A 24,962-nucleotide genomic window follows, 5' to 3' on the forward strand; every position below is an offset into this window, starting at 1 on the left:
GCTAATTGCTAAAAGCTAATAGCTAACATTCTAAACTTTTTAAAATATATTGCTTCATGTTTTTAAAGCAAAAGAAAACCCTGGCAGCCATCATGGCATTGGTATTATCGTATACAACCTATGCACAGGACTCCATTAATATCGTATCAACAGCAGTACCTTTTCTTCGTATTTCGCCCGATGCAAGGGCGGGTGGTATGGGCGATGTAGCAATTGCCACTACGCCCGAAGCCAACGCACCATTCTGGAACCTTTCTAAAGTAATGTTTGCGCCCAAGCGTTCTGCTATTGCCGTGAACTACACACCCTGGTTAAAAGACCTTGGTTTGAATGATGTTTACCTGGCCAGTATGGCAGGCTATCATAAACTGGATGATGAACAGGCCATATCATCTACACTCCGCTTTTTTAGTCTGGGAAATATCCAGCTAACCGACTTTTCCGGTAATGTGCTCAATTCTGTTCGTCCAAGTGAATTTGCTTTTGACCTGGGTTATTCCAGGAAGCTCAATGAAAAATTAAGTATTGGTGTGGCATTGCGTTATATCAATTCAAGACTGGTGGTGGGTGATGTGGGAACAGGTGTCGTATACAAAGCGGGTAATGCCGTAGCCGGTGATGTGTCATTGTACAATAATGGATTGAATGAAGATGGGGAAGGATTGAGTTGGGGTGTGGTTTTATCGAACTTAGGCAGCAAAATTGGCTATACCAATGATGCGCGAAACAAAGATTTTATTCCTGCCAACCTGGGTATTGGTGTTTCTTACACCAAAGTACTGGATGAAAATAACAAGATCAATTTTGCACTCGACATGAATAAGCTACTGGTGCCTGCTCCACCGGTCGCTACCGGAAATTTTTCTACCGATAGTGCCAACCTGGTTAACTACAGAACCACAGGTGTAGTCAGTAGCTGGATGAAATCTTTTGGCGACGGAACTGGTTTTGGTAAATCATTACAGTTCTCACTGGGTGCCGAATATGGATACAATAACCAGTTCTTTTTCCGCACCGGTTATTTCTATGAAAACAAAAACAGGGGTAACCGAAAATATTTCAGTGTAGGTGCCGGTTTTCACCTCGATTTTATTGATATTAATTTCTCTTACCTCGTTCCATCCGGAAGTGGGGTAACGCGTAATCCGCTTTCGAATACGTTGAGATTAGGAGTTGTATTCAATCTTGAACCTAAGGAGTAATTTGAAAATAGGGATAATTTGAAAATTTGAAAATCTGCTAATTTGAAAATGAAGAACATTCCGGGTTTGTAGGCTTCTCCAATTATCAAGAACCTCATTTTCAAATTTTAAAATTTTCAAATTTCCAAATTAAGCAAGTGGCATGTGCCACTAGCCCTTCCTTCCTCCCCACAAATCCCATTTTCTCTGTTGTGGTGGCTTTTATGCTCACATCTTTTATGGTGATGCCCAGAATAGCGGCGATGGTTTCCTGCATTTGGGGAACATAGGGTTTTATTTTCGGGGCTTCCAGACAGAGGGTGGAGTCTATATTGATGACTTTATAACCTTCGGCTTCTATTAATGATTTTGTTTTCGCCAGCAGGATTTTACTGTCAATGTCCTTGAATTCATTTGACGTATCAGGGAAATGCACCCCAATATCGCCAAGGGCCGCTGCACCCAGCAGTGCATCGCAGATGGCGTGGAGTAGTACGTCGGCATCGCTGTGGCCGAGTGCGCCTTTGTTGTGGGGAATTTTTACACCGCCTATAAATAAATCTCTTCCTTCTACAAGTTGGTGGTAGTCTATGCCGTAGCCGATGCGAATGTTCATAGAACGAAGATATGATTAATTAAAAATGGTAGTTCATATGATTAAATTCTAAGGATTTCGTGAATCCGTTTAGACATTAAATTTCCTAGACTTTCCGACTTCGGGTCTTTCTGACTTTCCTATCTGTTATCTTTGACCTTGTATGAATAATTTAAAGATTGGTATTATTGGACTGGGATATGTAGGGCTGCCGTTGGCGATCGCTTTTGCCAAGCATTATGAAGTGGTAGGGTTTGATATAGATTCCCAAAGAGTGCTTGAATTAAAGGCGGGGTTTGATCATACACTAGAATTGACTAAAGAAGAAATAAGTGTCCCCTCTTCGTTGTTCTTTACCGATAAGGTTGATGATATTAGCGATTGTACTATTTATATCGTTACGGTTCCTACACCCCTGAACCCTGATAAGACACCGGATCTGAACTTTTTGCTAAATGCCTCAAAAATGATTGGGGGAATATTGAAGAAAAATGATCTGGTGATTTATGAATCAACAGTGTATCCGGGCTGTACGGAGGAAGAATGTGTACCTGCCCTTGAGAAATTCAGCTCTTTACAGTACAACAAGGATTTTTTTGTGGGTTATTCTCCGGAACGGATTAATCCAGGCGATCAAACAAGAAAAATAACGGATATCAAAAAAGTGGTGTCTGGCTCTACAGTTGCAACAGCCTCCAGAGTGCAGGAATTATATGATACTGTAATTACTGCCGGTACACATCTTGCACCCTCTATAAAAGTAGCGGAAGCTGCCAAAGCCATTGAAAATGCACAGCGTGATGTGAATATTTCTTTTATGAATGAACTGGCGCTGATGTTTGATAAAATGGGGATTGATACAGGGGATGTACTGGAGGCAGCAGCTACTAAATGGAATTTTCTTCCTTTCCGGCCGGGACTTGTGGGAGGGCATTGTATTGGGGTTGATCCACATTATTTAGTGCATAAGGCAAAACAGGTTGGGTATGAACCCAGGCTGATTGCGGCGGGTAGGGAAATCAATGACTGGATGGGGGTATTTGTGGCAGAGAAAATGATCAGAACATTGGCGAACTTACATAAAGGGAATGTCCGTGGGTTAAAAGTGTTGATACTGGGTTTTACATTTAAGGAAAACTGCAGTGATACCCGTAATACGAAAGTGGTTGACCTGTATCATGCTTTAAGAGATGCGGGTCTTGAAGTATTCGTTCAGGATCCATATGTGCGTAAGGAAGAACATCCAGGCATCCGTTTTGTTGAAGACGGGTTAAGCTTGGATATTACAGGCGTTATTCTTGTAGTAAAACATACTGCGTTTAGTGATATTGATTATTCAGAACTCAAAAATCGTTCTGTTATCATTTTTGATACTCAAAATATAGTACCAAGAGACATAGTTTCGCTAAGGCTGTAAAGTTGTTATCGTAAGGCTCTTAGATAATCACCATACCCGCTTTTTGCATATTTATCAGCTAAAATCAATAATTGTTCTTTATTGATAAATCCCATTCTCCATGCTACTTCTTCGATACAGCCAATTTTCTGCCCCTGTCTTTTTTCAATTACTCTTACAAATTCACAGGCATCGCTCAAAGAATCGAAAGTCCCAGTATCCAACCAGGCTGTGCCTCGGCTCATGATGCCTACCTGTAATTTACCGTGTTGCAGGTATTCATTGTTTACTGTAGTGATTTCGTATTCACCCCTGGTAGAAGGAACAATATTTTTGGCAATATTTACCACGGTATTATCATAAAAATATAAACCAGGCACTGCATAGTTAGACTTTGGATTGTCAGGTTTTTCTTCAATCGAAATGGCTTTTTGTTTCTCGTCAAACTCAACCACTCCGTAACGTTCGGGGTCTTGTACCTCATAGGCAAAAACGGCCGCCCCCTCCAGGTTATTAAAAGATTGAACGAGTTGTACCAAACCAGATCCGAAAAATATATTATCACCCAAAATCAACGCTACTTTATCATTGCCAATAAAAGACTCCCCAATTACAAATGCCTGCGCAAGTCCGTTGGGTACTTCCTGAGAAGCATATGAAAAAGTACAACCCAATTCTTCACCACTTCCCAATAGTCGTTGAAACTGTGCATTATCCTCTGGTGTAGTAATGATCAATATTTCACGAATACCTGCCAGCATCAGTATCGATAAAGGATAATAAATCATCGGTTTATCGTAAATGGGCATTAATTGTTTACTAATGCCTTTGGTGATGGGGTAGAGGCGTGTGCCTGAACCGCCGGCGAGAATGATGCCTTTCATATGCTAAAACTAATAGATTTAATGGCCTCAGAAAGTACGGGAAGCTCTTTGTCTTTATCTGAGAGTGAAATTTCTGTTCCGGATAATTGCCAGTCAATATTTAATTGTGGGTCATTATAGATGATTCCACCTTCTGCTTCTTTATTGTAATAGTTATCGCATTTATAAAAGAATACGGCTGTTTCGCTTAAAACGACAAAACCATGTGCAAAACCACGTGGTACAAATAACTGTCTATGATTATCTTCTGTTAATTCAACAGCAACGTATTTGCCATAACTTGGGGAGTTGAACCTTAGGTCTACTGCCACATCAAGAACACTGCCATGCAATACACGAACCAGTTTTGCCTGTGCATATTCTCCATGCTGATAATGCAAGCCCCTTAAAACCCCTCGTTGCGATTTGGATTGGTTATCCTGAACGAAATTGACAGATAGTCCTGTTTCCTGTAAGAAACGATGCTGGTTAAAGCTTTCAAAAAAATAACCACGATGGTCTCCAAAAATGGTATCATGAATAATGAAACAGTCTTTTAATTCGGTTTGTTCTATTTTCATTTTATCGGTTGCTATGCATAGATTTTTCATATTGCTGATACTGCCCGGACATTATATTTTCTAACCAATTTTTGTTGTTCAGGTACCAGTCAATGGTAATGGATAAGCCTTGTTCAAAAGTTACGCTTGGCGACCATCCCAATTCTTTATTCAGTTTTGAAGCATCAATCGCATATCTCTTATCATGGCCAGGTCGATCTTTCACATAGGTAATCAATTGTTCGCTTTCTCCCGGCTGTTGATTTAGCTTTTCATCCATCAAATGGCAAAGTAATTTAACTAGATCAATATTTTTCCATTCATTAAACCCACCAATATTAAAGGTTTCTCCCGGTTTCCCTTGGTGAAAAATCAGGTCGATGGCTTTGGCATGATCTGCCACATAAAGCCAGTCTCGTGTATAATTGCCATCACCGTATACTGGTAAAGGTTTTTTTTGTAGAATATTATTGATAAAAAGAGGAATCAGTTTTTCGGGGAAGTGGTTAGGGCCATAGTTGTTACTGCAATTCGAGATGATGCAGGGGATACCATATGTTTCATAATAAGCTCTGACGAAATGATCTGAGGAAGCTTTGCTGGCTGAATAGGGTGAGCGAGGGTCATAGGGTGTTTCTTCTGTAAATAGCCCGCTTTCCCCTAAACTACCATAGACTTCATCAGTTGACACATGATAGAATAGATGATTTTCTTCCTTACCCCAAAACTGCTTTGCTGTATTCAGTAGGTTAACTGTGCCAACAATATTGGTGTATACAAAGTCAAGGGGTGAAAGAATTGAGCGGTCTACATGTGATTCTGCAGCAAGATGTATGACATCCGTTATCCCGTATTGATGAAAAACTTCCGACAGCAATTCTTTGTCAAGAATATTTGCTTTGACAAATCGGTAGTTTTCTGCTTTTTCAATATCTTTTAAATTTTCAAGATTCCCGGCATAGGTAAGGCAGTCCAGATTAATGATTTCATAATCTGGGTATTTTGTCACAAAAAGTCTGATAAGGTGTGAACCAATAAAACCAGCGCCACCTGTAATTAACACTTTTTTGAGCATTTTTGATACCCTCGCTTTTTTTATTAGTCAGCGAAAATAGGGGTACTAATAAAATTATTCAAGATTATCTTAATGTAAATTGAAAGTCAGCTATAACAATTATTATTGCAGATCAATAATTAAGAATGAAAAAAGCCCTTATTACAGGTATTACAGGTCAAGATGGAGCCTATTTGGCTGAATTTTTATTGCAGAAAGGGTATGAAGTACATGGCCTGAAACGTAGGAGTTCTTTATTTAATACCCAAAGAATCGATCATATATATGAAGATCCTCATATATCTAACAGGCACCTCATATTGCATTATGGTGATTTAACCGATGCATCTAATTTGATTAGGATTGTTCAGGAGATTCAGCCTGATGAAATATATAATTTAGGTGCGATGAGTCATGTGAAAGTTAGTTTTGAAATGCCAGAATATACTGGGAATGTGGATGGCTTGGGAACTTTGCGCATACTGGAAGCTGTACGTTTATTAGGGCTTGTAAACAAAACCAAGATATATCAGGCATCTACTTCAGAATTATATGGTATGGTGCAAGAAGTACCACAAAAAGAAAGTACTCCTTTCTATCCGCGTTCTCCTTACGGAGTGGCAAAATTATATGGGTACTGGATTACTGTAAATTATCGTGAAGCTTATGGAATATATGCGTGTAATGGTATCCTATTCAATCATGAATCACCTACACGGGGTGAAACTTTTGTGACAAGAAAAATTACCCGTGCAGTAGCTAAAATTTGTCTAGGCTTACAAGAATGCTTGTACATTGGCAATCTTGACGCACAGCGAGATTGGGGGCATGCGAAAGATTATGTTGAAGCCATGTGGTTGATGTTGCAGCAAGAAAAACCAGAAGATTTTGTAATAGCGACGGGGACTACGACGAAAATTCGTGATTTCATCAAAATGGCATTTAAAGAAGTTGGAATGGAACTTGCATTTGAAGGAGTAGCTGAAAAGGAGATAGGTATTATCATTTCGAATAATGGTAAATGGCCAGTTGAGAAAGGAAGTATTGTAATAAGAGTAGATCCCCAGTACTATCGGCCTACTGAAGTTGATCTGCTTATTGGAGATGCTACCAAGGCAAATGACAAATTAGGATGGGTACCCAAATATTCACTAAATGACATGGTGAAGGAAATGGTTGCAAGCGATTTGCTTTTATTTGAAAAGCAACAATTCCTGAAAAAAAATGGGTATGATGTCCGAAACGAATTTGAATAAATTATTTTATTCTATGCATTGAATCGGAAATTCCTTCTAGATAATTTAAAACGGTTCAATAAAAAACAGTTGTTCATGTAGTTTCAATTGGTATGTATTAAAATTCAGAATACAATAAAATGAATCATAGTGCAAAAATATATGTAGCGGGGCACAGGGGGATGGTAGGTAGTGCTATTGTCAGAAAGCTTAAAACGGAGGGGTATAACAATCTTATTTTAAAGACATCGGAGGAACTGGATTTACGTAACCAAACTGCTGTTAGTAACTTTTTTGCAACAGAAAAGCCGGAATACGTTTTTCTTGCTGCAGCCAAAGTTGGGGGAATTCAGGCTAACAATATTTACAGAGCCGATTTTATATATGAAAACCTGATGATAGAAGCTAATACAATTCATGCAGCTTATCAGCACCAGGTTAAAAAGTTATTATTTCTTGGCTCTTCCTGCATTTATCCTAAACTCGCAGAACAACCCTTGCGAGAAGAATACTTGTTATCCGGATATTTAGAACCTACAAATCAGCCTTATGCTATTGCAAAAATTGCTGGAATTGAATTGTGTGATGCTTATAAGCGACAATATGGCTGCAATTTTATTTCGGCAATGCCAACGAATTTGTACGGCCCAAATGATAACTATGACCTTGAAAAATCTCATGTATTGCCAGCTTTACTAAGAAAATTTATCACAGCATGTGAAAACAAGGATGAGAAAGTAGTAATATGGGGTAGTGGTAGTCCTTTTCGGGAGTTTTTACATGTGGATGATATGGCTTCTGCTTGTTTGTTTCTGATGCAAAAAATTAATGTATCTGATTTGGCTGCCAACGAGTTAGCTATGTGGAATATTGGGACTGGCTCAGATATTAGTATAGCCGATTTGGCTTTACTGATTAGCAGAATTACAGGTTATAAGGGGTTGCTTCATTTTGATAGTAGTAAGCCTGACGGCACACCCAGAAAGTTGATGGATATATCCAGGATGAAAAAATTAGGATGGGAAGCTTCTATCGAACTTGAACAAGGTATAATAAATACTTATAACAGTATTAAACTAAACATACCTTGGTAAATTAGAATACGTCTAATAGTTTCCGATAAGTCAGTAAAGCATAAAATATGCTTATGACAAATTGATAAATAAAGCTCTGGTAGCGGGTATATTACAAGTAGGAAAGATATTTTTTCCTATTATAATTTTTCCCGCAATGTCATGCACTATATTTGCACACCAGAGTCCAAAAATCTCCCCCAATTTGATGGCTCAATTGTGTATTATGCTTTGATTTTCTTAACATTGCATTGACCTTTGCTACTTGTTATATTATATTTTTGTTGACTATGTCCTAGATTGTATAATATTAACCTGTCTGAAGACTCAGTCACAGTTACCATGGGATTGAGATAGGCGAAGCCATGTTTTTTTAATATATATTTATTATCATATGCTAGTTGAACTGATTAAGCGAATATTACTCTGCTGTTTATTGCTAATTGTATTTACAACTACAATACAAGCACAGGATCTTTTAAAAGGAAAAGATCTTAGTACTTTAAAAGTTGATCAATTATCAGATGCAGATATTGGCAAATTAAAGGCGCAATTAAATGCCTCAAATATGACCATTGAGCAGGCTGAGCAAATGGCGTTGGCAAAGGGAATGAGTGCTTCTGAATTTGCTAAACTTAAATTACGAATCAATTCAGTAGGTTTAAATCAAGGGAAAGCTACTGGTGCTTTAAAAACAAATACTTCAGGAATTAAGTCAGTTGAAAAGCAGAATAATAGTTCTGATTCATTAGATATAGAGAAATATACTAGCAAGAAACCTCAGCCTTTGATCAATCCTCTGATTTTCGGATCTGAATTATATACATCTGTTGCGCCGAGTTTTGAACCAAATTTGAAATTGGCAACTCCATTTAATTATATCCTTGGGCCCGATGATGAACTCTCGATCAGTGTATATGGTGTACAAGAATACAATGGTGATTTATTAGTTTCTGCTGAAGGAAACGTAAATATACCCAACGTTGGTCAAGTGAGAGTTGCAGGCTTAAGTGTGGAAGCTGCTACTCAAAAAATTAAAACTGTTATGGGTAATACTGTATATCCATACCTTAAAAGTGGAGGGGCAAAACTTTCTGTAGCACTAAGTAAAATACGAAGTATAAAAATTACAGTTATCGGAGCAAACAGGCCCGGGAATATTACCGTATCTTCTCTTTCTACCATCTTTAATGCTCTTTTCTTGGCAGGTGGCCCCACTGAGTTTGGCAGTTTCCGGGAAATTGAATTAGTACGAAATAATAAAGTGGAGAGGAAAATCGATCTTTATAGGATGTTATTGAAAGGCGATCAATCCGACAATATTGGACTAAAAGATAATGATGTTATTCGTATTCCGGCTTATAAAAAGCGAGTAGAAATACAAGGGCAGGTTAAGCGACCAGGAATTTTTGAAGTGTTACAGGGGGAAAACTTGCAACAAGTGTTTGATTTTGCCTCTGGATTTACTGATACGGCTTATACGGCCATGGTTAAAGCGTATCAGAATAGTGATAAAGAAAGAAAAGTAAAAGATATTATTGCATCTGAATACAGCAACTACCTGCCTGAATCAGGAGATTTGTTTGTTGTTTCGAAAATTTTAAATCGCTTTCAGAACCGTGTAAAAATTAATGGTGCAGTTTTTAGACCGGATGTGTATGAGTTAACAACTGGTCTTACGGTAGGGGATCTCATTCGAAAAGCGGATGGACTAAAAGAAGACGCTTACTTAGGGCGGGCACAAATACTGCGTCTGCAAGAAGACCTTAGCCGCTCAATCCTGTCGTTTGATATACAGAAAGCTTTAAGGGGGGATCCTGTTCATAATCTAACCCTGAAACGAGAAGATGAAATATTGGTTAGTTCTGTACTAGATCTGCGCGATTCATTTAAAATAACCATACAGGGCGAAATCAGGGTACCGGGGCAATATGACTATGTTGATAATCTTACTTTACGAGATCTGATTTTACAAGCTGGTGGCTTTACAGATGCAGCATATAAAAGCATTGAAATTGCCAGATTGATCAAACGAGATAGTATAGCGCCCACTGACAATAGAGCCAGCGTAATAATAAACACAGAGATCGATAGTGATTTGAGTGTTAATGCCGCGTCCGTGGAGCTGAAACCATATGATGTAATCACTGTAAGACGTAAAGCTGGGTATGTGCTGCCAGAAACGGTTTCTGTTACAGGGCAGGTGCAATACCCGGGCCCATACGCATTGAGTAGCCGTAATGAAAAAGTGAGTGATTTGTTGAAACGTGCAGGTGGATATACGCCAGATGCTAATCCAGCAGGCGCTTATATTAAAAGATTTTTTACAGAAGAGGAAAGAAAAAAGAAAGAGGCAGCGAAAGAGATTCAAAAAAATATCAGTGATAAGGATACATTAACACTTCGTAATCTCGATGAAGGGTTAAGGAAAGAGTTTATCAGGGTGCCTATTGATCTTCCATCTATTATGAATAATCCTGGTTCCATAGAAGATTTGGTTCTCAGACAAAACGATGAACTTGTTATTCCAAAATTCGATGGTCAGGTAAAAATAAGTGGTGCAGTGCTACTCGAAACACAAGTGCCATATAATTTAAATAATAGCTTTAAAGATTACATTAGTAGTGCCGGTGGATACAGTGGTGATTCGTGGAAAAAGAATGCTTATGTAGTTTATGCCAATGGCAAAGCTGCAACAACTAAACACTTTCTGTTTTTTAAATCTTATCCTCGTATTTTACCTGGAAGTGAAATTATTATTCCTAAAAAACCTGAAAGAAAAGGGTTAAGTACCGGTGAAATTATCGGTGTGTCCAGTGCTCTGGCAAGCTTGGCGGGCGTTGTAATAGCTATTCTAAGACTCTAACAATAACTTGTATATATATGCAGACTGTTGAATCCAATCAGTCCAATCCCGATGAAATTAATTTCAAAGAAATTATTCATCAAATTAAGGACACACTCTTTTTTCTTCGTAAGAAAAGTCTGATTATTCTTATCGTAACATTTCTTGGTGGTTCTGCAGGCGTATTTTATGCTATAAAAAAACCTACGCAGTATACAGCTAAGTTAACTTTTGTGTTGGAAGAAGAGAAGTCTGGTGGACTCGGATTGGCTGGCGCAATGGGATTGGCTAGTAGTTTAGGCCTTGATCTGGGCGCAAGTGGAGGTGGCGTATTTAGTGGTGCCAACTTGATTGAGTTTATGAAAAGCAGGTTAATTATCGAAAAAGCCTTACTTAGCCCAACTAAACAAAATGGGAAACTTATAACACTCGCTGATTTTTATCTATCGTTGGCTTCCCCAAAAGAAGAAAATGAAGTTATACCTATTATGTTTCCTGTAAATGTAAAAAGAGAAATGCTTTCTTTTAAACAGGATAGCTTATTAGGAAATTTGTACACACGGATTGCAGGTGCAGGAGGAATATTTAAAGTTTATCAGGCCGATAAAAAAGTGAGCATCCTCACAGTTGAAACAAAGTTTTTCGACGAAAAGTTTGCTAAGGAATTTACACAAGTTGTCGTTAGTGAGGTATCTGATTTCTATATAGCAACCAAAAGTAAAAAAGCCAAACAGAATTATGAAATATTGCAAAGGCAAACTGATAGTGTTCGTGCAGAATTAAATGGCGCTATAACAGGGGTTGCTTCCTCAACTGAAAGCACTTTTAATCTCAATTCGGCTATGGTTTTACCAAGAACTAGCGGACTAAAAAGGCAAGTTGACGTACAGGCAAATACTGCAATTTTAACACAGCTTGTAACAAATCTTGAAATGGCAAAAGTAGCGTTGCGAAAAGAAACCCCATTGATTCAAATAATCGATCAACCAATTCTCCCCTTGCCTATGCAACGCCTAGGAAAATTAAATGGCCTGGTTGTTGGTGGTTTTTTAGGTGGATTTATTGTTGTTGCATTACTACTGGTTGGACGTTGGGCAAGGAAATACTTGAAGTAGAGCCCTTCATATCTCATATGCGAAGAAAAGCACTGGTTATTTTTTATGTATTAATTATATTTTAATTGTCGTGAACGTACTCAATTTAATTGGTAGAGATAAACCTTTATTTGATCAGGATATACTGCTGCATAATGACGAGATAAGTACACTTGTATCCTCATCAAAATTTCTTGTAATTGGAGGAGCCGGATCTATTGGACAGGCGGTCGTAAAGGAAATTTTTAAGAGAAATCCCCTCAAATTGCATGTGGTTGATATCAGTGAAAATAATATGGTCGAACTGGTTCGCGATATCAGGAGTTCATTCGGTTATATTGAAGGTGATTTCAGGACCTTTATATTGGATATAGGTTCAATTGAATACGAGGCATTTATCAGGAATGATGGCAAATATGACTATGTCCTCAACTTGTCAGCATTAAAGCATGTAAGAAGTGAAAAAGATCCTTTTACATTAATGAGAATGATTGAGGTGAACATCCTTAATACAATCAAAACCATCCATCAATCTGCTGAAAACGGAGCAAAAAAGTATTTCTGTGTTTCAACAGATAAAGCTGCAAATCCTGTTAATATGATGGGGGCATCAAAGAGAATAATGGAATTATTTCTGATGCGTGAAAGTGTAAAATTACCTATCTCAACAGCAAGATTTGCTAATGTAGCTTTTTCGGACGGTTCATTGCTTCATGGATTTAGTCAGAGAATACAAAAAAAGCAACCCATTGTTGCTCCTGTAGATATCAAGCGCTATTTTATTACGCCACAGGAATCTGGAGAATTATGTTTAATGTCTTGTCTTTTGGGAGAAAATAAAGATATTTTTTTCCCAAAACTTAGTGAGGAATTGCATCTGATCACCTTTGCTGAAATAGCCAGAAAATTTTTAATTGACCAGGGGCTTGAGCCATTCGAATGCCAATCTGAAGAAGAGGCCAGGGGAAAAATGAATAATCTAAGTAATGAAAAAAAATGGCCTTGTTTCTTCTCTAACAGCGATACAACAGGCGAGAAAGACTTTGAAGAGTTTTATATGCAAAATGAAATTCTTGATTTAAAAAAATTCTCAAATCTTGGTATCATTAAAAGCCAGTTGATGTTTGATGATTTTTCACTTGATTCATTTTTGGCGAAAATAGATTCATATAAGCAAAATCGCATTTGGTCAAAAAAAGATTTACTGGAAGAATTTTTGAAGATCCTTCCGGATTTCGATCATAAAGAAACCGGAAAGTACCTTGATTCAAAAATGTAGAATTTTACGAATTCTCAGTTAATAAGGAGTATCTATAGTAGATGTTATTCCAATTGACTACAATATAACCAACAAACACTATGTCATTTGTGTAATATTTACAAGCTCGTATCATTATTATGACAGTAGTTTTTTCGGTAATATTCCCAGGTAATTTGCTGTTTTTTCCTTCATTTTTGCAATCATTAGAAAATCAGTCAAATAAAGATTTCAAGCTCATTTTATTCAATGATGGGGTAGCTGATATAGAAAAGTATCTGCAAAATACCACACTATTATTTGAAAGTTATGATGTCTACGGACTAACCCCATTTGAAATTAGATTAATAGGATTACGAAAAGTTCTAAGTATTGGCGCAGATTATGTCGTTTTTGCTGATACAGATGATCTTTTAAGTTCTGAACGACTCGATTTATCTGTTAAGTATTTAAGTAAGTATCCTTTTGTGTGTAATGATATTAGTTTGATGGCATCAGATGGAACAATGATTAGAAAGTCTTACTGGACAAATAGAATCAGTAATTGCACCGAATTTGATATTAATTATATTAAAAATTACAACATTATCGGACTTGGTAATAGTGCAATGCAGTGCCGCGCGTTACCACCAATATTAAAGAAACTGGAAGGGTATAAATCGGGGAATGATTGGTTGTTCTTTTCGGCTGCAGGAAAAGATCTAAATGCAGTATTCTTAAACATTTGTACAACTAGCTACAGGCAACATGACGATAACCTTATAGGAAAAAAAAGGGTAACTCCCAATAGTCTTTTGGGTATCATTAATAAGAAAATTGAACATTATATTTTGTTGAACAAAATAAATTTTAGGGAATACCAAATTGAAGAACAGATTGAAATAAACCAGAGTATTCTGAAACAGTGTAACGAGAATCAGGAATTTCTTAACCAGCAAGCTGAACAAATAAACTCACTTGGGATCAATTTTTTCTGGTGGGAGGAATCTAATTATATAAATTAAATAAAATGAAACAAGTAAAAGTATCGAGTTCAAAAACGGTATACAATTTTTCAAAGCCTTATATAATAGCTGAGATCGGGGCTAATCATAATGGCGATATGAATATGGCAAGAAATATAATAGATGCAGCAATTGACTGTGGTTGTGATGCTGTTAAATTTCAATCCTGGACACCTGATTCGATCGTTTCGAAAGAGGAATATGATAGGAATCAAAAGTATAACGATTCAGCAAAGAAGCATTTTGGCTCATTACGTGAAATGGTTGATAAGTATTATTTGAGGACCGAGCAACATTATGAGTTGGAAGCATATTGCAGGCAAAAGAATATTGACTTTTGTTCAACGCCATTCACTAATGGTGAGGTTGATTTGTTGGAAGACTTAAATGTTCCATTTTATAAGATAGCCTCAATGGATATCAATAATTATGAGTTTCTGACTTACGTTGCGCAAAAAGGTAAGCCTGTGATTTTATCAACAGGTATGTCAACGCTCGGTGAGATTGAAACTGCTATAAACGTGATAAATAAAGCTGGTAACGACGAAATAGTTCTTTTGCATTGTATTTCAATTTATCCTCCTCTGTATGAAGATATTCATCTCAATAATATAACCATGCTACAACAAACTTTTGGCTATCCGGTTGGGTTCTCCGATCACACCATCGGATATTCCATTCCTTTGGCAAGTGTAGCACTTGGTTCATGTGTAATTGAAAAACATTTTACACTTGACAAAGATCTTCCTGGTTGGGATCATGAAATCTCTGCAAATCCAGAAGAAATGAAGATCATTTGTCAGGAGTCAAATAACATTGTAAAATCTTTAGGAAATTTTAAAAGAACGGTATCAGCAGCAGAAATTGCTAAAAAAGATAAGTTCAGACGTAGTGCCGTAGCAAGAATTGAAATGAAGGCTGGACACATTGTTTCAGATGGCGATTTAGATTTCAAAAGACCGGGAACAGGAATTCAACCTGAGGAATTGAAATATCTGATAGGGCGAAAAATAAAAAATGGTATACCTGAGGGAGAATTAATTAAGTGGGAGCATTTTGAATAAACCCTCATTTAACAAGATCAGTGTTGGTATACTCTCTCTTTTCGATAATCTTTAATACATCAATACATTGACAAAATATAAAATAAGCAGTTCAAATAACATCAGAGATGCTATTAAACAAATTGATAATAATGGCGAAGGTTTTGTATTAATAGTGGATGAACATGATAAAATAATTGGACTGTTAACGGATGGAGATTTTCGGAGAGCAATATTAAGTGGTATTTCATTGGCTGAAAATTGTCTTAAGATTGCAAACAGAGAGTTTATCTCAATTGACAAGAGTGTAACTGAAAGGGAGATTATTAATATTTTCCTTCAATCAAAAATTGATCACCTTCCGGTTCTGGAGAATGGATTATTAATTGAAATACTTCAGAGAAAAAATTTTAATCTATCAGGTAAAGTAGTATTGCCTGCTACGTTAGAAGATGTTTCTGTCGTTATAATGGCTGGTGGAAAAGGTACGCGAATGAAGCCTTTTACAAATATACTCCCTAAGCCACTAATTCCTGTCGGCAGTAAATCTATGCTTGAAGTGATCATGGATGAATATCAAAGGTATTTTAACAGTAATTTTTTTATATCAGTAAATTATAAAGCAAACCTGATTAAAGCTTATTTAGAAGAGTATGCTGATTTGTATAAGGTGTCTTACATAATGGAAGATAGCCCTTTGGGAACAGCAGGAGCTTTGAAATATATTAAAGGCGAAATCAATAAACCTTTTTTTGTTTCTAATTGTGATATATTGATTAAAGCAAATTACGCAGATATTTACCGAAATCACATCGAAAAGAAAAACGACTTTACCATTATTTCATCCATGATACACTATAAAATCCCATATGGTGTATGCGAAATTGAAAATGGCGGTGAATTGAAAGGTCTGGTTGAAAAACCAGAGTATGATTTTTTAGTAAATGCGGGTATGTATATTGTTAATCCGGAAGTGCTTTCATTGATTCCTGATAATACATTTTATAATATTACTGATTTGATAGATGCTATTAAGAAAGATGGTGGTAAGGTAGGAGTGTTTCCTGTATCAGAAAATTCTTATCATGATTCTGGTCAATGGAAAGAATATGGGAATATGTTGGATGCAATTGCTAGAATTTCATAAAGACTAGTTTCTGAGAAAACCGAAACCATTTGTATTCCCTCATCATTAAAAAAATGACAGAAGTAACAATTCCATGAATATAATAGCAGTGATTCCGGCAAGGGGGGGGTCGAAAAGGATACCTGGAAAGAATATTATTGATTTTATGGGTAAGCCAATGATTGCCTGGACAATCGAAGCAGCGCAGCAAGCGAAAATTTTCAGCAGGATACTGGTAAGCACGGATAGTGAAGAAATTGCAAGTGTTGGTAAATCATGTGGAATTGATGTTCCCTTTCTTCGCCATCATAAAAGTGATGATTATTCGCCTGTAACAGAAGCTACCATTGAAGCGATTAATCAGGCTGAAACATTTTATAATGAGAAGTATGACATAGTTGTGCAGCTAATGGCAAATGCACCTTTACGTAATGAAAAGGATATTTTACAACATTATAGTACATTTTTAGCCAGTGGACGGAATTTTCAAATCAGTTCTTTTAAATTCGGATGGATGAATCCCTGGTGGGCTTTCAAGGTTAACAAGAGTGGGGACGCTGAATGGATAATGAAAGAAGGCATTGGTAAACGATCCCAGGATTTGGAAGAATTGTACTGTCCTACAGGGGTAATTTGGATCGCAAAAGTTGATCAGTTAAAAGCGGCTAATACATTCTACGGGCCAGGATATGAATTTTGTGAAATCAACTGGAAAAGTGCTGTGGATATTGATAACTATGAAGACCTTGAATTTGCAAAAGCTTTGTACTTGTTAAAGCAAAAAGAAAGCAGCGCATAAAAACTGCCTTATAAGCAGTCTTTTACAAAACACTTAGATATAAGCAATATCCATGGGACTTGGTTTGAATAAACTTAAAACGTCGTATAAGTTATTTGATTTTTTCTATCCCATTGTTGTAGCAATCATCATTGTTCAATTGCTATTTTTGCCAGGTCTGAGACTTGGTGTGATTACTGCTTTAATTATTTTAATCATAGCGTTTAAAAATATAAACAGACGGGCTTTACTACGGAACTCTTCAATAAACAAACTTGTCCTATTATATCTTTTGTACAATAGCGGTTCCCTGGTTTGGTTTTTATTTACGGGTTTCCCTGTATCAGTTTTCATAGCTGAATGGTCGAATTCAATTTTGCCAATTCTATTTTTCTATTTTGCCTATTATGAAAAGAAACAGAGTTATAATTTTTACCACATAACACTCATTACTTTAGTCTTTAGCTTTATTCTCGGATTTATTTTATGGTTGTGGGAGCCCCCATTCTATCGTGTGTTTATGGATACTACAGAGGGTGTTGGAACAGATATGTTGTTTTTTCAGTCAATTTTTGGCCTTACAGCTACTGGCGCATTAGGAGTAATAGGATTTTTAATTAGCTCAAATATTGTTTTGAAGTCTAACGGACGGAAAGGGAAGATTGCATTAGCAATCTGTATGGTGACAATTATACTAACGTTTCGAAGATCGGCTCTTTTGGTTCTCGCCCTTGCAATTCTAGCTATGCACTTTATCGGTTATTTCAGATATAAATTTATAAAAAAGAGGTATCTTCTGATTGAAGCAATCTTTTTATATTACATTTTCGTGTTGGTATCAGATAATTATGAGGATTTCTTTACCGATTTAATTGAAAGAGGGTCCATGATTTCAGAAGCCTTTAATGAAAGAAGCGGAACCTGGAGCTATGCTTTTAGTTACGGAAACCTTATTATAGGTGATGGATTAGGCGCATTCGGTCACAAGGTAATTGGTTATAGCAAAGTATTGATAGCAGATGGTAATTATTTTAAAATGCTAGCTGAAATAGGAATAGTAGGCACATTTTTATTTTTTGCTATTGTGATAGTTGCAATGATGCTTGGGTTTAAAGATTTACGAAACAAGTACCTTGAAATAAGTATAGTATTGGGATTAGCATTAATGGCTATTGGATCAAATGTATTTACATATCAGACATTAGCTCCCATTTTCTGGTATTCTATAGGGAGGTTATCTATTAACTACAGGCAAAATGGCGATTTAGCGGTGGATGAAAATAAGACTGCAATGTTGACACCAAATACACTGGGGTGAATAATTTTTCTCAAAGTGATTGACTAATTTTTTATAAATCATTCGAAAAATGAATATTTTAATAACAGGCGGAGCTGGGTTCATAGGATCGCATACAGCAGACGCATTGCTTAAAAAAGGACATTCTGTTAAAATACTAGATATCCTTAAGAAGCCAGTTCATATGAAAGGATTTCCTGAATATCTTGATAAAAATAAAGTTGAGTTTATTTATGGAGACGTTACAGATAAACGGGTAATGAAATATGCATTGAATGGTGTTGATATAGTTTTTCATCTTGCTGCATATCAGGATTATTTACCAGATTATTCATCTTTCTCTTACACAAATGTTTTTAGTACATCGTTAATTTATGAGATAATAGAAGAAGAAAAATTGCCTGTTCAAAAGGTAATCGTTGCATCTTCACAGGCGGTAATGGGAGAAGGTAAATATCATAATAATGCTGGGAAAGTAATTTTTCCAACCTTGCGAACGGATCAACAACTTAGCGCTGGTATTTGGGATCATATAGATACCGAAACCGGACTTCCACTCATACTTGATTTATCGGATGAAACAGTAATTAATCCAATGAATCCATATGGCATGTCGAAATACCAGCAGGAAATGCTTGCTATCAACTTAGGTAATAGAATAGGTGTTCCCTCTGTTGCCATGCGATTTTCAATAGTTCAAGGCTCAAGACAAAGCTTTTATAATGCTTATTCAGGTGCCTGTCGCATATTTTCATTGTCTTACTTCCTAAAAAAGCAACCTACCGCGTATGAGGATGGCAATGCAATTCGTGACTACGTTAATATTCATGATGTAGTAGAGGCGCTTATGCTAGTGATGGAATCTGAAAAAGCAAATGGGCAGGTATATAATGTTGGAGGAGGTAAGGCGTACACTGTACTTGAATTTGCAAAAGTAGTTGCCGAGGTTTTTGAAATGGAGTATAAGCCGAAGTTACCTAAAGAGTACAGATTTGGTGATACAAGACATATATTTTCAGATATAGGAAAATTAAAATCCTTAGGCTGGAATCCTAGTCGAACTGTTTACGACAGTGTCAGAGAATATAAACAATATCTCGAAGAACAAACAGATATCAATGATATTCTGGATTATTCAGAGAAACATATGAAAAATCTAGGTGTAATTAGGAGGGCTATGTTATGATAATATCACAAACTCCATTACGAATCAGTTTTGTTGGCGGAGGAACTGATATGCGCTCTTATTATCAACATTCACCCGGTATGGTTTTAAGTACGGCAATTGACAAATACCTTTTTGTTATTGTAAATGAACGTTTTGATGATAAGATTTATATCAATTATATGGATAAAGAGATCGTGAGTGATGTTGATGAAATAAAGCACGAACTTGTTAGGGAAGCAATGAAAAAAGCAGGAATAAAAAGAGGGGTTGAAATAACGATGCTGGCAGATATTCCATCAACAGGTTCGGGTCTTGGGTCTTCCTCCTCTCTCACAGTTGGTTTGCTCAATGCCTTTTATAATTACCAAGGACGTCAGGTTACTGCTGAACAACTTGCAAGAGAAGCCTGTGAAATTGAAATTGATATTTTAAAAAAACCGATAGGTAAACAGGATCAGTACATCGCAGCCTATGGAGGTGTAAACAAGTTCATCTTTAATAAAGATGAAACTGTTACTACTGAATCATTAAACCTTTCTCGTGATAACCGGATCAGACTTGGCTCGAATCTTTTGTTACATTTCACTAATATTACCAGAAAGGCAGATGTTATTTTATCTGAGCAAAAGAATAAAACAAATGATAATTTAAATTCTCTAAATAATCTCGCCGATATGGTGCCAATTTTGGAGAAAGAACTTTGTAATGGTAACTGGGATTCATTAGGTGCAATGCTGAAAGATAACTGGGAAATAAAGAAAAAATTAGCAACGGGGATTACCATACCCGAAATAGAAGAAATGGTAGACTTGGCTTTGGGAAATGGAGCGCTAGGAGTTAAGATCGCCGGAGCCGGTGGCGGTGGATTTTTATTATCATACGTACCACGAAATGAACAGGATAGTTTCCGAAAAGCAATGCATAATTATGTTGAACTTCCATTTATGCTTGATCCATTCGGTTCGCGAATAATTTTTAACATGCGGAGATACAATTCCAGATTATAAAACGACAAATAAATGAATACTATGGAACTTTTTTTCAATGATTATAAGAAAGATCTGATTAACGCAGTTGAATCTCTTGACTGGAAAATAATGCAAGAAATTGCTGATCGAATCATCGAGTTACGAAATAATGGAAATATAGTTTACCTTATTGGAAACGGTGGTTCATCTGCTACCCCGTCACATAGTGCTGGCGATTGGACGAAAGAATTGAGAATTAAAACTATTTGCTTAACTGATAATACACCATCAGTAACAGCGTTCGCAAATGATACCGATTATACAAACATATTCAAAGGGCAACTTGAAACTTTTCTTTCAAAAGGAGATATCGTTATCGGATACAGCGGAAGTGGTAATTCCCCAAATGTTTTAAGTGCTATTGAGTTTGCAAAATCTAAGGGTAATTTTACAGTAGGTATAACTGGAAACTATAATAATAAAAACGGAGGTAAACTGGTGCACTTGGCTGATTTGTCACTTGTTGCCAATACTACTTCGATGGAAAGAATTGAGGATGTTCATCTTATAATCAATCATATTATTAAAGAGTATATTAAAGCAAGTAAAACCACTTCCTAGGAAATACTGTAAATAATAGTATGAAAGCTTTTTTATTAGCGGCAGGACTTGGTACCAGATTAAAACCAATTACAGATACAGTACCGAAGTGTTTAGTTCCTGTAGCAGGTAAGCCAATGTTGTCATATTGGTTTGATTTGTTTCGGAAATATGGTATAACAGACGTATTGATTAATCTAAATCATCTCCCAGACCAGGTTCGGAAATTTGTTACAGAAAATGATGAAGATATAAAGGTGACACTCGTTCACGAAGAAATTCTATTGGGAAGCCTTGGTACAATTTTTAAGAATAAATCCTATGTCGAAGGAGAAGAGCGGTTTTTTATTTTTTATGCTGACACTCTTACAAATGTTGATCTTGGCGATATGTTAAAAATTCATAAGGCTTCAGGAAAGCCTTTTACTATGGGATTGTTTCATGCCGATAACCCCAGTTCTTGTGGTATTGTTGAATTGGATGAGCATAATATAATTATAGGTTTTGAAGAAAAACCTCAAAAACCTAAATCTTCACTCGCCAATGCTGGCTTGTATATAATGGATACATCTCTTTTAAACGACATTAAGTTAAGTCAGGATAAGTTACTTGATATAGGTTATGATCTGCTGCCAACATTAGTATCCAATATGTGCGGCTATGAACTCACGAACTTTGTTTTAGATATTGGGACTCACGACAATTTAGCACGAGCAAATAAATTTTTAAAAGATAATCCACAAATTTTTCCATAGAGCTCAAAATAGTCCCCGAAATAAAGATATTGTAGCTAAAAAAATGTGTTAGAAAAAATATACTGTAATGAGCAATAAAGAAGATTTAATTAGTGTAATTGTACCAGTATATAAGGTTGAGAAATATTTAGACCGGTGCGTAACAAGTATACTTAACCAATCGTACAAGAATTTCGAAATAATATTAGTGGACGACGAGTCCCCTGATAATTGTCCGAAAATGTGTGATGATTACGCATTACGGTACGAGAATATTATAGTAATACATTTAAAAAATTCAGGGATTGGCGTTTCTGGTGCAAGAAATGCTGGAATTGAAAGGGCAAAAGGTAAATTTATCACGTTCATTGATAGCGATGATTTTGCTCACCATGAATTACTAACTGTTTTAAAAAATGCAATCGATAGTGTTCCTCAGGTTCAAATGTCGATGTGTTCTTACAAGCGAGCTTTTGATTTGCCTAAAGAACTCGACCCGGTTAATTATACTGGAGTAGAGCTTATCAACGACATGAAAGCAATGGATATGCTAATTGCAGATCAGACACGTTCTGCAGTTTGGGGTAAATTATATGCCAGGGATTTGTTCGACGGAATAAGATTTCCGGTAGGTAGGCATAATGAAGATATGTTTGTGATGCCCCTGATATTGCAAAAAGCTAAAAGAATTACGGTAGCACCGCAAGAACTTTATTTTTATTTTCAAGATAGCGAAAGCTTATGTCGGTCTACTTTTAATTATAACATGCTTGATATGGTTGAGGCCATTTCTTTATGGAAAGAGCATGTCATAGTAAATTATCCTGAGTTACTAGAAAAAGTCAATAGCCATTACTTTTCGACTATAATCAATAGTTGCCAATATTTGGCCAACAAAAAAGATGAATATGGTATAAATAAATTTAACAACTTTGGATCTATTATACTCGATAATTATAATAGGGTTCTTAGATCAGAGTTTATAACTAAAAATGATAAGATAAAAGCTATCTTATTAAGATTTGGATTGTTTCGCATTTTTTTCCGTATAGTTACATTGTTGAACATTAAAAAATATGAATAAAAATGAAATGTATAGAATAGATAGGGCTGAGTTCAACAGATAAGTGGGATTTTCTAATAAAAAGTCAATTTTTTTTATTTTTTTTACCAAGGAGTTTAACTTTTTGGTTTCTTATGACACAAAAATACACTCATCTGAATTTGGCACAAAAGTATCTCTGGAAATAGCCAAAGTCCTTGAATTTATCTTTATCAGTTTGGTAACCGAAAAACTTTCTCAAAGAAATTTAAAATAATAAAAATGAACAAAATAAAAGCGCGTTTATCTGGTGGTTATTCTTACACGATTGCTAAAATTTATCGTCAATGTATTAATAATTCTAGTAGTAATGATTTAAAAATGGTCTTTAATTTCTTATTCAAGAAAAGTTTGATTAGTTATTTTTTTGGTAGTTTTTCTTTAAATAATGATTCCGATTCACGAAAACTTTTCAATCTGAATTTTTTCAAAAAGGGCGTGTGGGATTTCCAGTTTTTTAAGATTAATAAGCTGGAGTATAATGATTTTCATATGTTTATTATGGAAGCTAATGATTTATTATTCCCGTACATAGCCCGTAATTCTAAAGAATATGATTCTATACAAGTAGGCGAAGGCACTTATGAACGTTTTGGAATTGAAATTGCAGAAGGAGATGTTGTAATTGATTGTGGTGCTAACATAGGATTATTTTCATTATTTGCGGGATATAGAAAAGCCTCGAAGGTTATTTCTTTTGAACCAGTAGTATATGCACATGACCTGCTAACTAAGAATCTTAATATTAATGATTTTAAAAAAACTGAGTTTATAGTTGAGAAATTAGGGTTATCAAAAACAAATGAGACTGTTAAAATATCTATTAACGAGGAAAACATTGGTAGTAATTCAATTATAGGAAACGATAGTTCTCAAAAAACTGAATCAATCCAAGTAATTAAACTTGATAATTACATCAGAGATAATAACATCACCAAAATCGATTTTATAAAAGCCGATATCGAAGGTGCCGAGAGATTAATGCTTGAGGGGGCAAAAGAAACTTTAAAAAAGTTTAAACCTAAATTAGCAATATGTACTTATCATTTTCCGGATGATGCAGAAGTGTTAACTAAAATAATTAAAGAGGCTAATCCCGAATATGAAATATTTTATGGGCACAAAAAATTGTATGCTAAATAAAGTATTTCACATTTTATTGCCTTAACCCTACTAACTAATGATATTAAAAAGAATTGTAAAAAAGCTGTTATTGCGATATAAAAAAAGCATTATTGTCGATGTTAATTCTGATATTAATTTTAATGTAAAAAATGAGAGTGTAAACTCAAAATATCCTTGCACTATTTATAAGTCTAGTTGTAGTTTGGAAATAGTTAATGAGGGGTGTAATATTTCACAAACTATCTGTGATGGTAATATTATACTTGGAAGATTTGTTTCTATTCTAGGGCCTGGAACTATTATTAAATCCGTAAAAGAAAAGATTATAATTGGAAGTTTTTCTTCTATAGGCCAGAACGTATGTATCTACGATTTTAATCATTCAATTCAAAGAGTGTCAAGTAGTATGATAAATGCTTTAGTCTTAAAAGAAAATTTCTCTCAAGATCTATCTTCAAAAACATCTGTTATTATCGAAGAGGATGTTTGGATAGGCTCAAATACAGTGATTTTACCGGGTGTTAAAATTGGTAGAGGGTCTGTAATTGGTGCTGGAAGCATCGTCACAAAAGATGTTCCTAGATATTCGATTATTTTTGGAAATCCAGCAAAGGTGCATTCAAAGCGATTTGATGATGAAATAATCCAGTATCTTGAGGATTTGAAATGGTGGGATTGGAGTATTGAAAAAATTAAGATTAATAAACATCTGTTTAATGCCAATCTGGATAAATGTGCTATTAAAGAAATAAAATTACAAAGTCTGTGATGATGGAAAGAAACATTTTATTGGCACGTAAAGAATCATATTCTTTCCCATTTCATTTTTTGCAAAAGATTTGATGGTCAAAAATAATGGATGT

General features: G+C 35.8%; 23 protein-coding genes. 19 read left to right on the top strand and 4 right to left on the bottom strand.

Going from position 1 to position 24,962, the window contains the following annotated elements:
- Window positions 1-56: 56 nt before the first annotated feature.
- Window positions 57-1,202, top strand: a complete 1,146-nt coding sequence (gene porV / locus ACH3Z1_RS08400; protein WP_490821442.1) for a type IX secretion system outer membrane channel protein PorV — start codon at window positions 57-59, stop codon at window positions 1,200-1,202.
- A gap of 100 nt (window positions 1,203-1,302) precedes the next feature.
- Here porV and ispF read toward each other — a convergent pair whose 3' ends face one another.
- Window positions 1,303-1,797, bottom strand: coding sequence for a 2-C-methyl-D-erythritol 2,4-cyclodiphosphate synthase (gene ispF / locus ACH3Z1_RS08405; RefSeq protein ID WP_490821443.1), 495 nt, complete (start codon window positions 1,795-1,797; stop codon window positions 1,303-1,305).
- A gap of 142 nt (window positions 1,798-1,939) precedes the next feature.
- On the opposite strand from ispF, the gene ACH3Z1_RS08410 reads away from it, so the two are divergent.
- Window positions 1,940-3,193 (top strand): nucleotide sugar dehydrogenase, encoded by a 1,254-nt coding sequence (locus ACH3Z1_RS08410; protein ID WP_490821444.1) that lies wholly within the window; start codon window positions 1,940-1,942, stop codon window positions 3,191-3,193.
- Window positions 3,194-3,198: 5 nt separating this feature from the next.
- Here the strand turns inward: ACH3Z1_RS08410 and rfbA are convergent, their stop codons facing one another.
- The 3 genes from rfbA to rfbB are packed head-to-tail and all read right to left on the bottom strand — an operon-like array spanning window position 3,199 to window position 5,670.
- Window positions 3,199-4,056, bottom strand: a complete 858-nt coding sequence (gene rfbA, locus ACH3Z1_RS08415; protein ID WP_490821445.1) for a glucose-1-phosphate thymidylyltransferase RfbA — start codon at window positions 4,054-4,056, stop codon at window positions 3,199-3,201.
- On the bottom strand, window positions 4,053-4,616 hold the full coding sequence (gene rfbC / locus ACH3Z1_RS08420; protein WP_490821446.1) for a dTDP-4-dehydrorhamnose 3,5-epimerase: 564 nt from the start codon (window positions 4,614-4,616) through the stop codon (window positions 4,053-4,055). The genes rfbA and rfbC overlap by 4 nt, the downstream gene beginning before the upstream one ends.
- A 1-nt stretch (window position 4,617) precedes the next feature.
- Window positions 4,618-5,670 carry a dTDP-glucose 4,6-dehydratase gene (gene rfbB / locus ACH3Z1_RS08425; protein WP_490821447.1) on the bottom strand — a complete coding sequence of 351 codons (1,053 nt, stop codon included), beginning with the start codon at window positions 5,668-5,670 and terminating at the stop codon, window positions 4,618-4,620.
- A 125-nt stretch (window positions 5,671-5,795) separates the two neighbouring features.
- On the opposite strand from rfbB, the gene gmd reads away from it, so the two are divergent.
- The 17 genes from gmd to ACH3Z1_RS08510 all read left to right on the top strand — a co-directional run bounded on the left by gmd (window position 5,796) and on the right by ACH3Z1_RS08510 (window position 24,868).
- Window positions 5,796-6,905, top strand: coding sequence for a GDP-mannose 4,6-dehydratase (gene gmd, locus ACH3Z1_RS08430; RefSeq protein WP_490821448.1), 1,110 nt, complete (start codon window positions 5,796-5,798; stop codon window positions 6,903-6,905).
- A gap of 119 nt (window positions 6,906-7,024) precedes the next feature.
- Entirely contained in the window at window positions 7,025-7,978 is a 954-nt protein-coding gene (locus ACH3Z1_RS08435) for a GDP-L-fucose synthase family protein (RefSeq protein WP_490821449.1), read from the top strand.
- A 373-nt stretch (window positions 7,979-8,351) separates the two neighbouring features.
- On the top strand, window positions 8,352-10,823 hold the full coding sequence (locus ACH3Z1_RS08440) for an SLBB domain-containing protein (protein WP_490821450.1): 2,472 nt from the start codon (window positions 8,352-8,354) through the stop codon (window positions 10,821-10,823).
- 17 nt (window positions 10,824-10,840) lie between these two features.
- Window positions 10,841-11,917, top strand: a complete 1,077-nt coding sequence (locus ACH3Z1_RS08445) for a Wzz/FepE/Etk N-terminal domain-containing protein (RefSeq protein WP_490821451.1) — start codon at window positions 10,841-10,843, stop codon at window positions 11,915-11,917.
- Window positions 11,918-11,987: 70 nt separating this feature from the next.
- On the top strand, window positions 11,988-13,175 hold the full coding sequence (locus ACH3Z1_RS08450) for a UDP-N-acetylglucosamine 4,6-dehydratase (RefSeq protein ID WP_490821452.1): 1,188 nt from the start codon (window positions 11,988-11,990) through the stop codon (window positions 13,173-13,175).
- Between the two features lie 119 nt (window positions 13,176-13,294).
- On the top strand, window positions 13,295-14,158 hold the full coding sequence (locus ACH3Z1_RS08455; protein ID WP_490821453.1) for a glycosyltransferase family protein: 864 nt from the start codon (window positions 13,295-13,297) through the stop codon (window positions 14,156-14,158).
- Between the two features lie 5 nt (window positions 14,159-14,163).
- A complete protein-coding gene (locus ACH3Z1_RS08460; protein ID WP_490821455.1) occupies window positions 14,164-15,222 on the top strand; it encodes an N-acetylneuraminate synthase family protein in 1,059 nt (352 codons plus the stop codon).
- A 67-nt stretch (window positions 15,223-15,289) separates the two neighbouring features.
- Window positions 15,290-16,348, top strand: a complete 1,059-nt coding sequence (locus tag ACH3Z1_RS08465; protein ID WP_490821456.1) for a sugar phosphate nucleotidyltransferase — start codon at window positions 15,290-15,292, stop codon at window positions 16,346-16,348.
- A 73-nt stretch (window positions 16,349-16,421) separates the two neighbouring features.
- Window positions 16,422-17,126 (top strand): acylneuraminate cytidylyltransferase family protein, encoded by a 705-nt coding sequence (locus tag ACH3Z1_RS08470; protein ID WP_490821457.1) that lies wholly within the window; start codon window positions 16,422-16,424, stop codon window positions 17,124-17,126.
- 52 nt (window positions 17,127-17,178) lie between these two features.
- Entirely contained in the window at window positions 17,179-18,423 is a 1,245-nt protein-coding gene (locus tag ACH3Z1_RS08475) for a hypothetical protein (protein ID WP_490821458.1), read from the top strand.
- 49 nt (window positions 18,424-18,472) lie between these two features.
- On the top strand, window positions 18,473-19,588 hold the full coding sequence (locus ACH3Z1_RS08480; RefSeq protein WP_490821459.1) for an NAD-dependent epimerase/dehydratase family protein: 1,116 nt from the start codon (window positions 18,473-18,475) through the stop codon (window positions 19,586-19,588).
- Window positions 19,585-20,577: a GHMP family kinase ATP-binding protein gene (locus ACH3Z1_RS08485; RefSeq protein WP_490821460.1), complete on the top strand. Its 993-nt coding sequence runs from the start codon at window positions 19,585-19,587 to the stop codon at window positions 20,575-20,577. The genes ACH3Z1_RS08480 and ACH3Z1_RS08485 overlap by 4 nt, the downstream gene beginning before the upstream one ends.
- A 21-nt stretch (window positions 20,578-20,598) precedes the next feature.
- On the top strand, window positions 20,599-21,159 hold the full coding sequence (locus ACH3Z1_RS08490; protein WP_490821461.1) for an SIS domain-containing protein: 561 nt from the start codon (window positions 20,599-20,601) through the stop codon (window positions 21,157-21,159).
- Between the two features lie 20 nt (window positions 21,160-21,179).
- Window positions 21,180-21,893, top strand: coding sequence for a nucleotidyltransferase family protein (locus ACH3Z1_RS08495; protein WP_490821462.1), 714 nt, complete (start codon window positions 21,180-21,182; stop codon window positions 21,891-21,893).
- Window positions 21,894-21,960: 67 nt separating this feature from the next.
- Entirely contained in the window at window positions 21,961-22,956 is a 996-nt protein-coding gene (locus tag ACH3Z1_RS08500) for a glycosyltransferase family 2 protein (protein ID WP_490821463.1), read from the top strand.
- 240 nt (window positions 22,957-23,196) lie between these two features.
- The gene (locus ACH3Z1_RS08505) at window positions 23,197-24,117 is read left to right on the top strand and encodes an FkbM family methyltransferase (protein WP_490821464.1); all 921 of its coding nucleotides are present in this window, start codon (window positions 23,197-23,199) and stop codon (window positions 24,115-24,117) included.
- A 37-nt stretch (window positions 24,118-24,154) separates the two neighbouring features.
- On the top strand, window positions 24,155-24,868 hold the full coding sequence (locus ACH3Z1_RS08510) for a CatB-related O-acetyltransferase (RefSeq protein ID WP_490821465.1): 714 nt from the start codon (window positions 24,155-24,157) through the stop codon (window positions 24,866-24,868).
- Window positions 24,869-24,962 lie beyond the last annotated feature (94 nt).

This window comes from Sediminibacterium sp. FW305-C-49 (genome assembly GCF_058231085.1).

What these genes read in the sequence shown, in the direction of transcription:
- porV (WP_490821442.1), top strand. Translation starts at nt 57, where the DNA reads ATGTTTTTAAAGCAAAAGAAAACCCTGGCAGCCATCATGGCATTGGTA.
- ispF (WP_490821443.1), bottom strand. Translation starts at nt 1,797, where the DNA reads ATGAACATTCGCATCGGCTACGGCATAGACTACCACCAACTTGTAGAA.
- ACH3Z1_RS08410 (WP_490821444.1), top strand. Translation starts at nt 1,940, where the DNA reads ATGAATAATTTAAAGATTGGTATTATTGGACTGGGATATGTAGGGCTG.
- rfbA (WP_490821445.1), bottom strand. Translation starts at nt 4,056, where the DNA reads ATGAAAGGCATCATTCTCGCCGGCGGTTCAGGCACACGCCTCTACCCC.
- rfbC (WP_490821446.1), bottom strand. Translation starts at nt 4,616, where the DNA reads ATGAAAATAGAACAAACCGAATTAAAAGACTGTTTCATTATTCATGAT.
- rfbB (WP_490821447.1), bottom strand. Translation starts at nt 5,670, where the DNA reads ATGCTCAAAAAAGTGTTAATTACAGGTGGCGCTGGTTTTATTGGTTCA.
- gmd (WP_490821448.1), top strand. Translation starts at nt 5,796, where the DNA reads ATGAAAAAAGCCCTTATTACAGGTATTACAGGTCAAGATGGAGCCTAT.
- ACH3Z1_RS08435 (WP_490821449.1), top strand. Translation starts at nt 7,025, where the DNA reads ATGAATCATAGTGCAAAAATATATGTAGCGGGGCACAGGGGGATGGTA.
- ACH3Z1_RS08440 (WP_490821450.1), top strand. Translation starts at nt 8,352, where the DNA reads ATGCTAGTTGAACTGATTAAGCGAATATTACTCTGCTGTTTATTGCTA.
- ACH3Z1_RS08445 (WP_490821451.1), top strand. Translation starts at nt 10,841, where the DNA reads ATGCAGACTGTTGAATCCAATCAGTCCAATCCCGATGAAATTAATTTC.
- ACH3Z1_RS08455 (WP_490821453.1), top strand. Translation starts at nt 13,295, where the DNA reads ATGACAGTAGTTTTTTCGGTAATATTCCCAGGTAATTTGCTGTTTTTT.
- ACH3Z1_RS08460 (WP_490821455.1), top strand. Translation starts at nt 14,164, where the DNA reads ATGAAACAAGTAAAAGTATCGAGTTCAAAAACGGTATACAATTTTTCA.
- ACH3Z1_RS08470 (WP_490821457.1), top strand. Translation starts at nt 16,422, where the DNA reads ATGAATATAATAGCAGTGATTCCGGCAAGGGGGGGGTCGAAAAGGATA.
- ACH3Z1_RS08475 (WP_490821458.1), top strand. Translation starts at nt 17,179, where the DNA reads ATGGGACTTGGTTTGAATAAACTTAAAACGTCGTATAAGTTATTTGAT.
- ACH3Z1_RS08480 (WP_490821459.1), top strand. Translation starts at nt 18,473, where the DNA reads ATGAATATTTTAATAACAGGCGGAGCTGGGTTCATAGGATCGCATACA.
- ACH3Z1_RS08485 (WP_490821460.1), top strand. Translation starts at nt 19,585, where the DNA reads ATGATAATATCACAAACTCCATTACGAATCAGTTTTGTTGGCGGAGGA.
- ACH3Z1_RS08490 (WP_490821461.1), top strand. Translation starts at nt 20,599, where the DNA reads ATGGAACTTTTTTTCAATGATTATAAGAAAGATCTGATTAACGCAGTT.
- ACH3Z1_RS08495 (WP_490821462.1), top strand. Translation starts at nt 21,180, where the DNA reads ATGAAAGCTTTTTTATTAGCGGCAGGACTTGGTACCAGATTAAAACCA.
- ACH3Z1_RS08500 (WP_490821463.1), top strand. Translation starts at nt 21,961, where the DNA reads ATGAGCAATAAAGAAGATTTAATTAGTGTAATTGTACCAGTATATAAG.
- ACH3Z1_RS08505 (WP_490821464.1), top strand. Translation starts at nt 23,197, where the DNA reads ATGAACAAAATAAAAGCGCGTTTATCTGGTGGTTATTCTTACACGATT.
- ACH3Z1_RS08510 (WP_490821465.1), top strand. Translation starts at nt 24,155, where the DNA reads ATGATATTAAAAAGAATTGTAAAAAAGCTGTTATTGCGATATAAAAAA.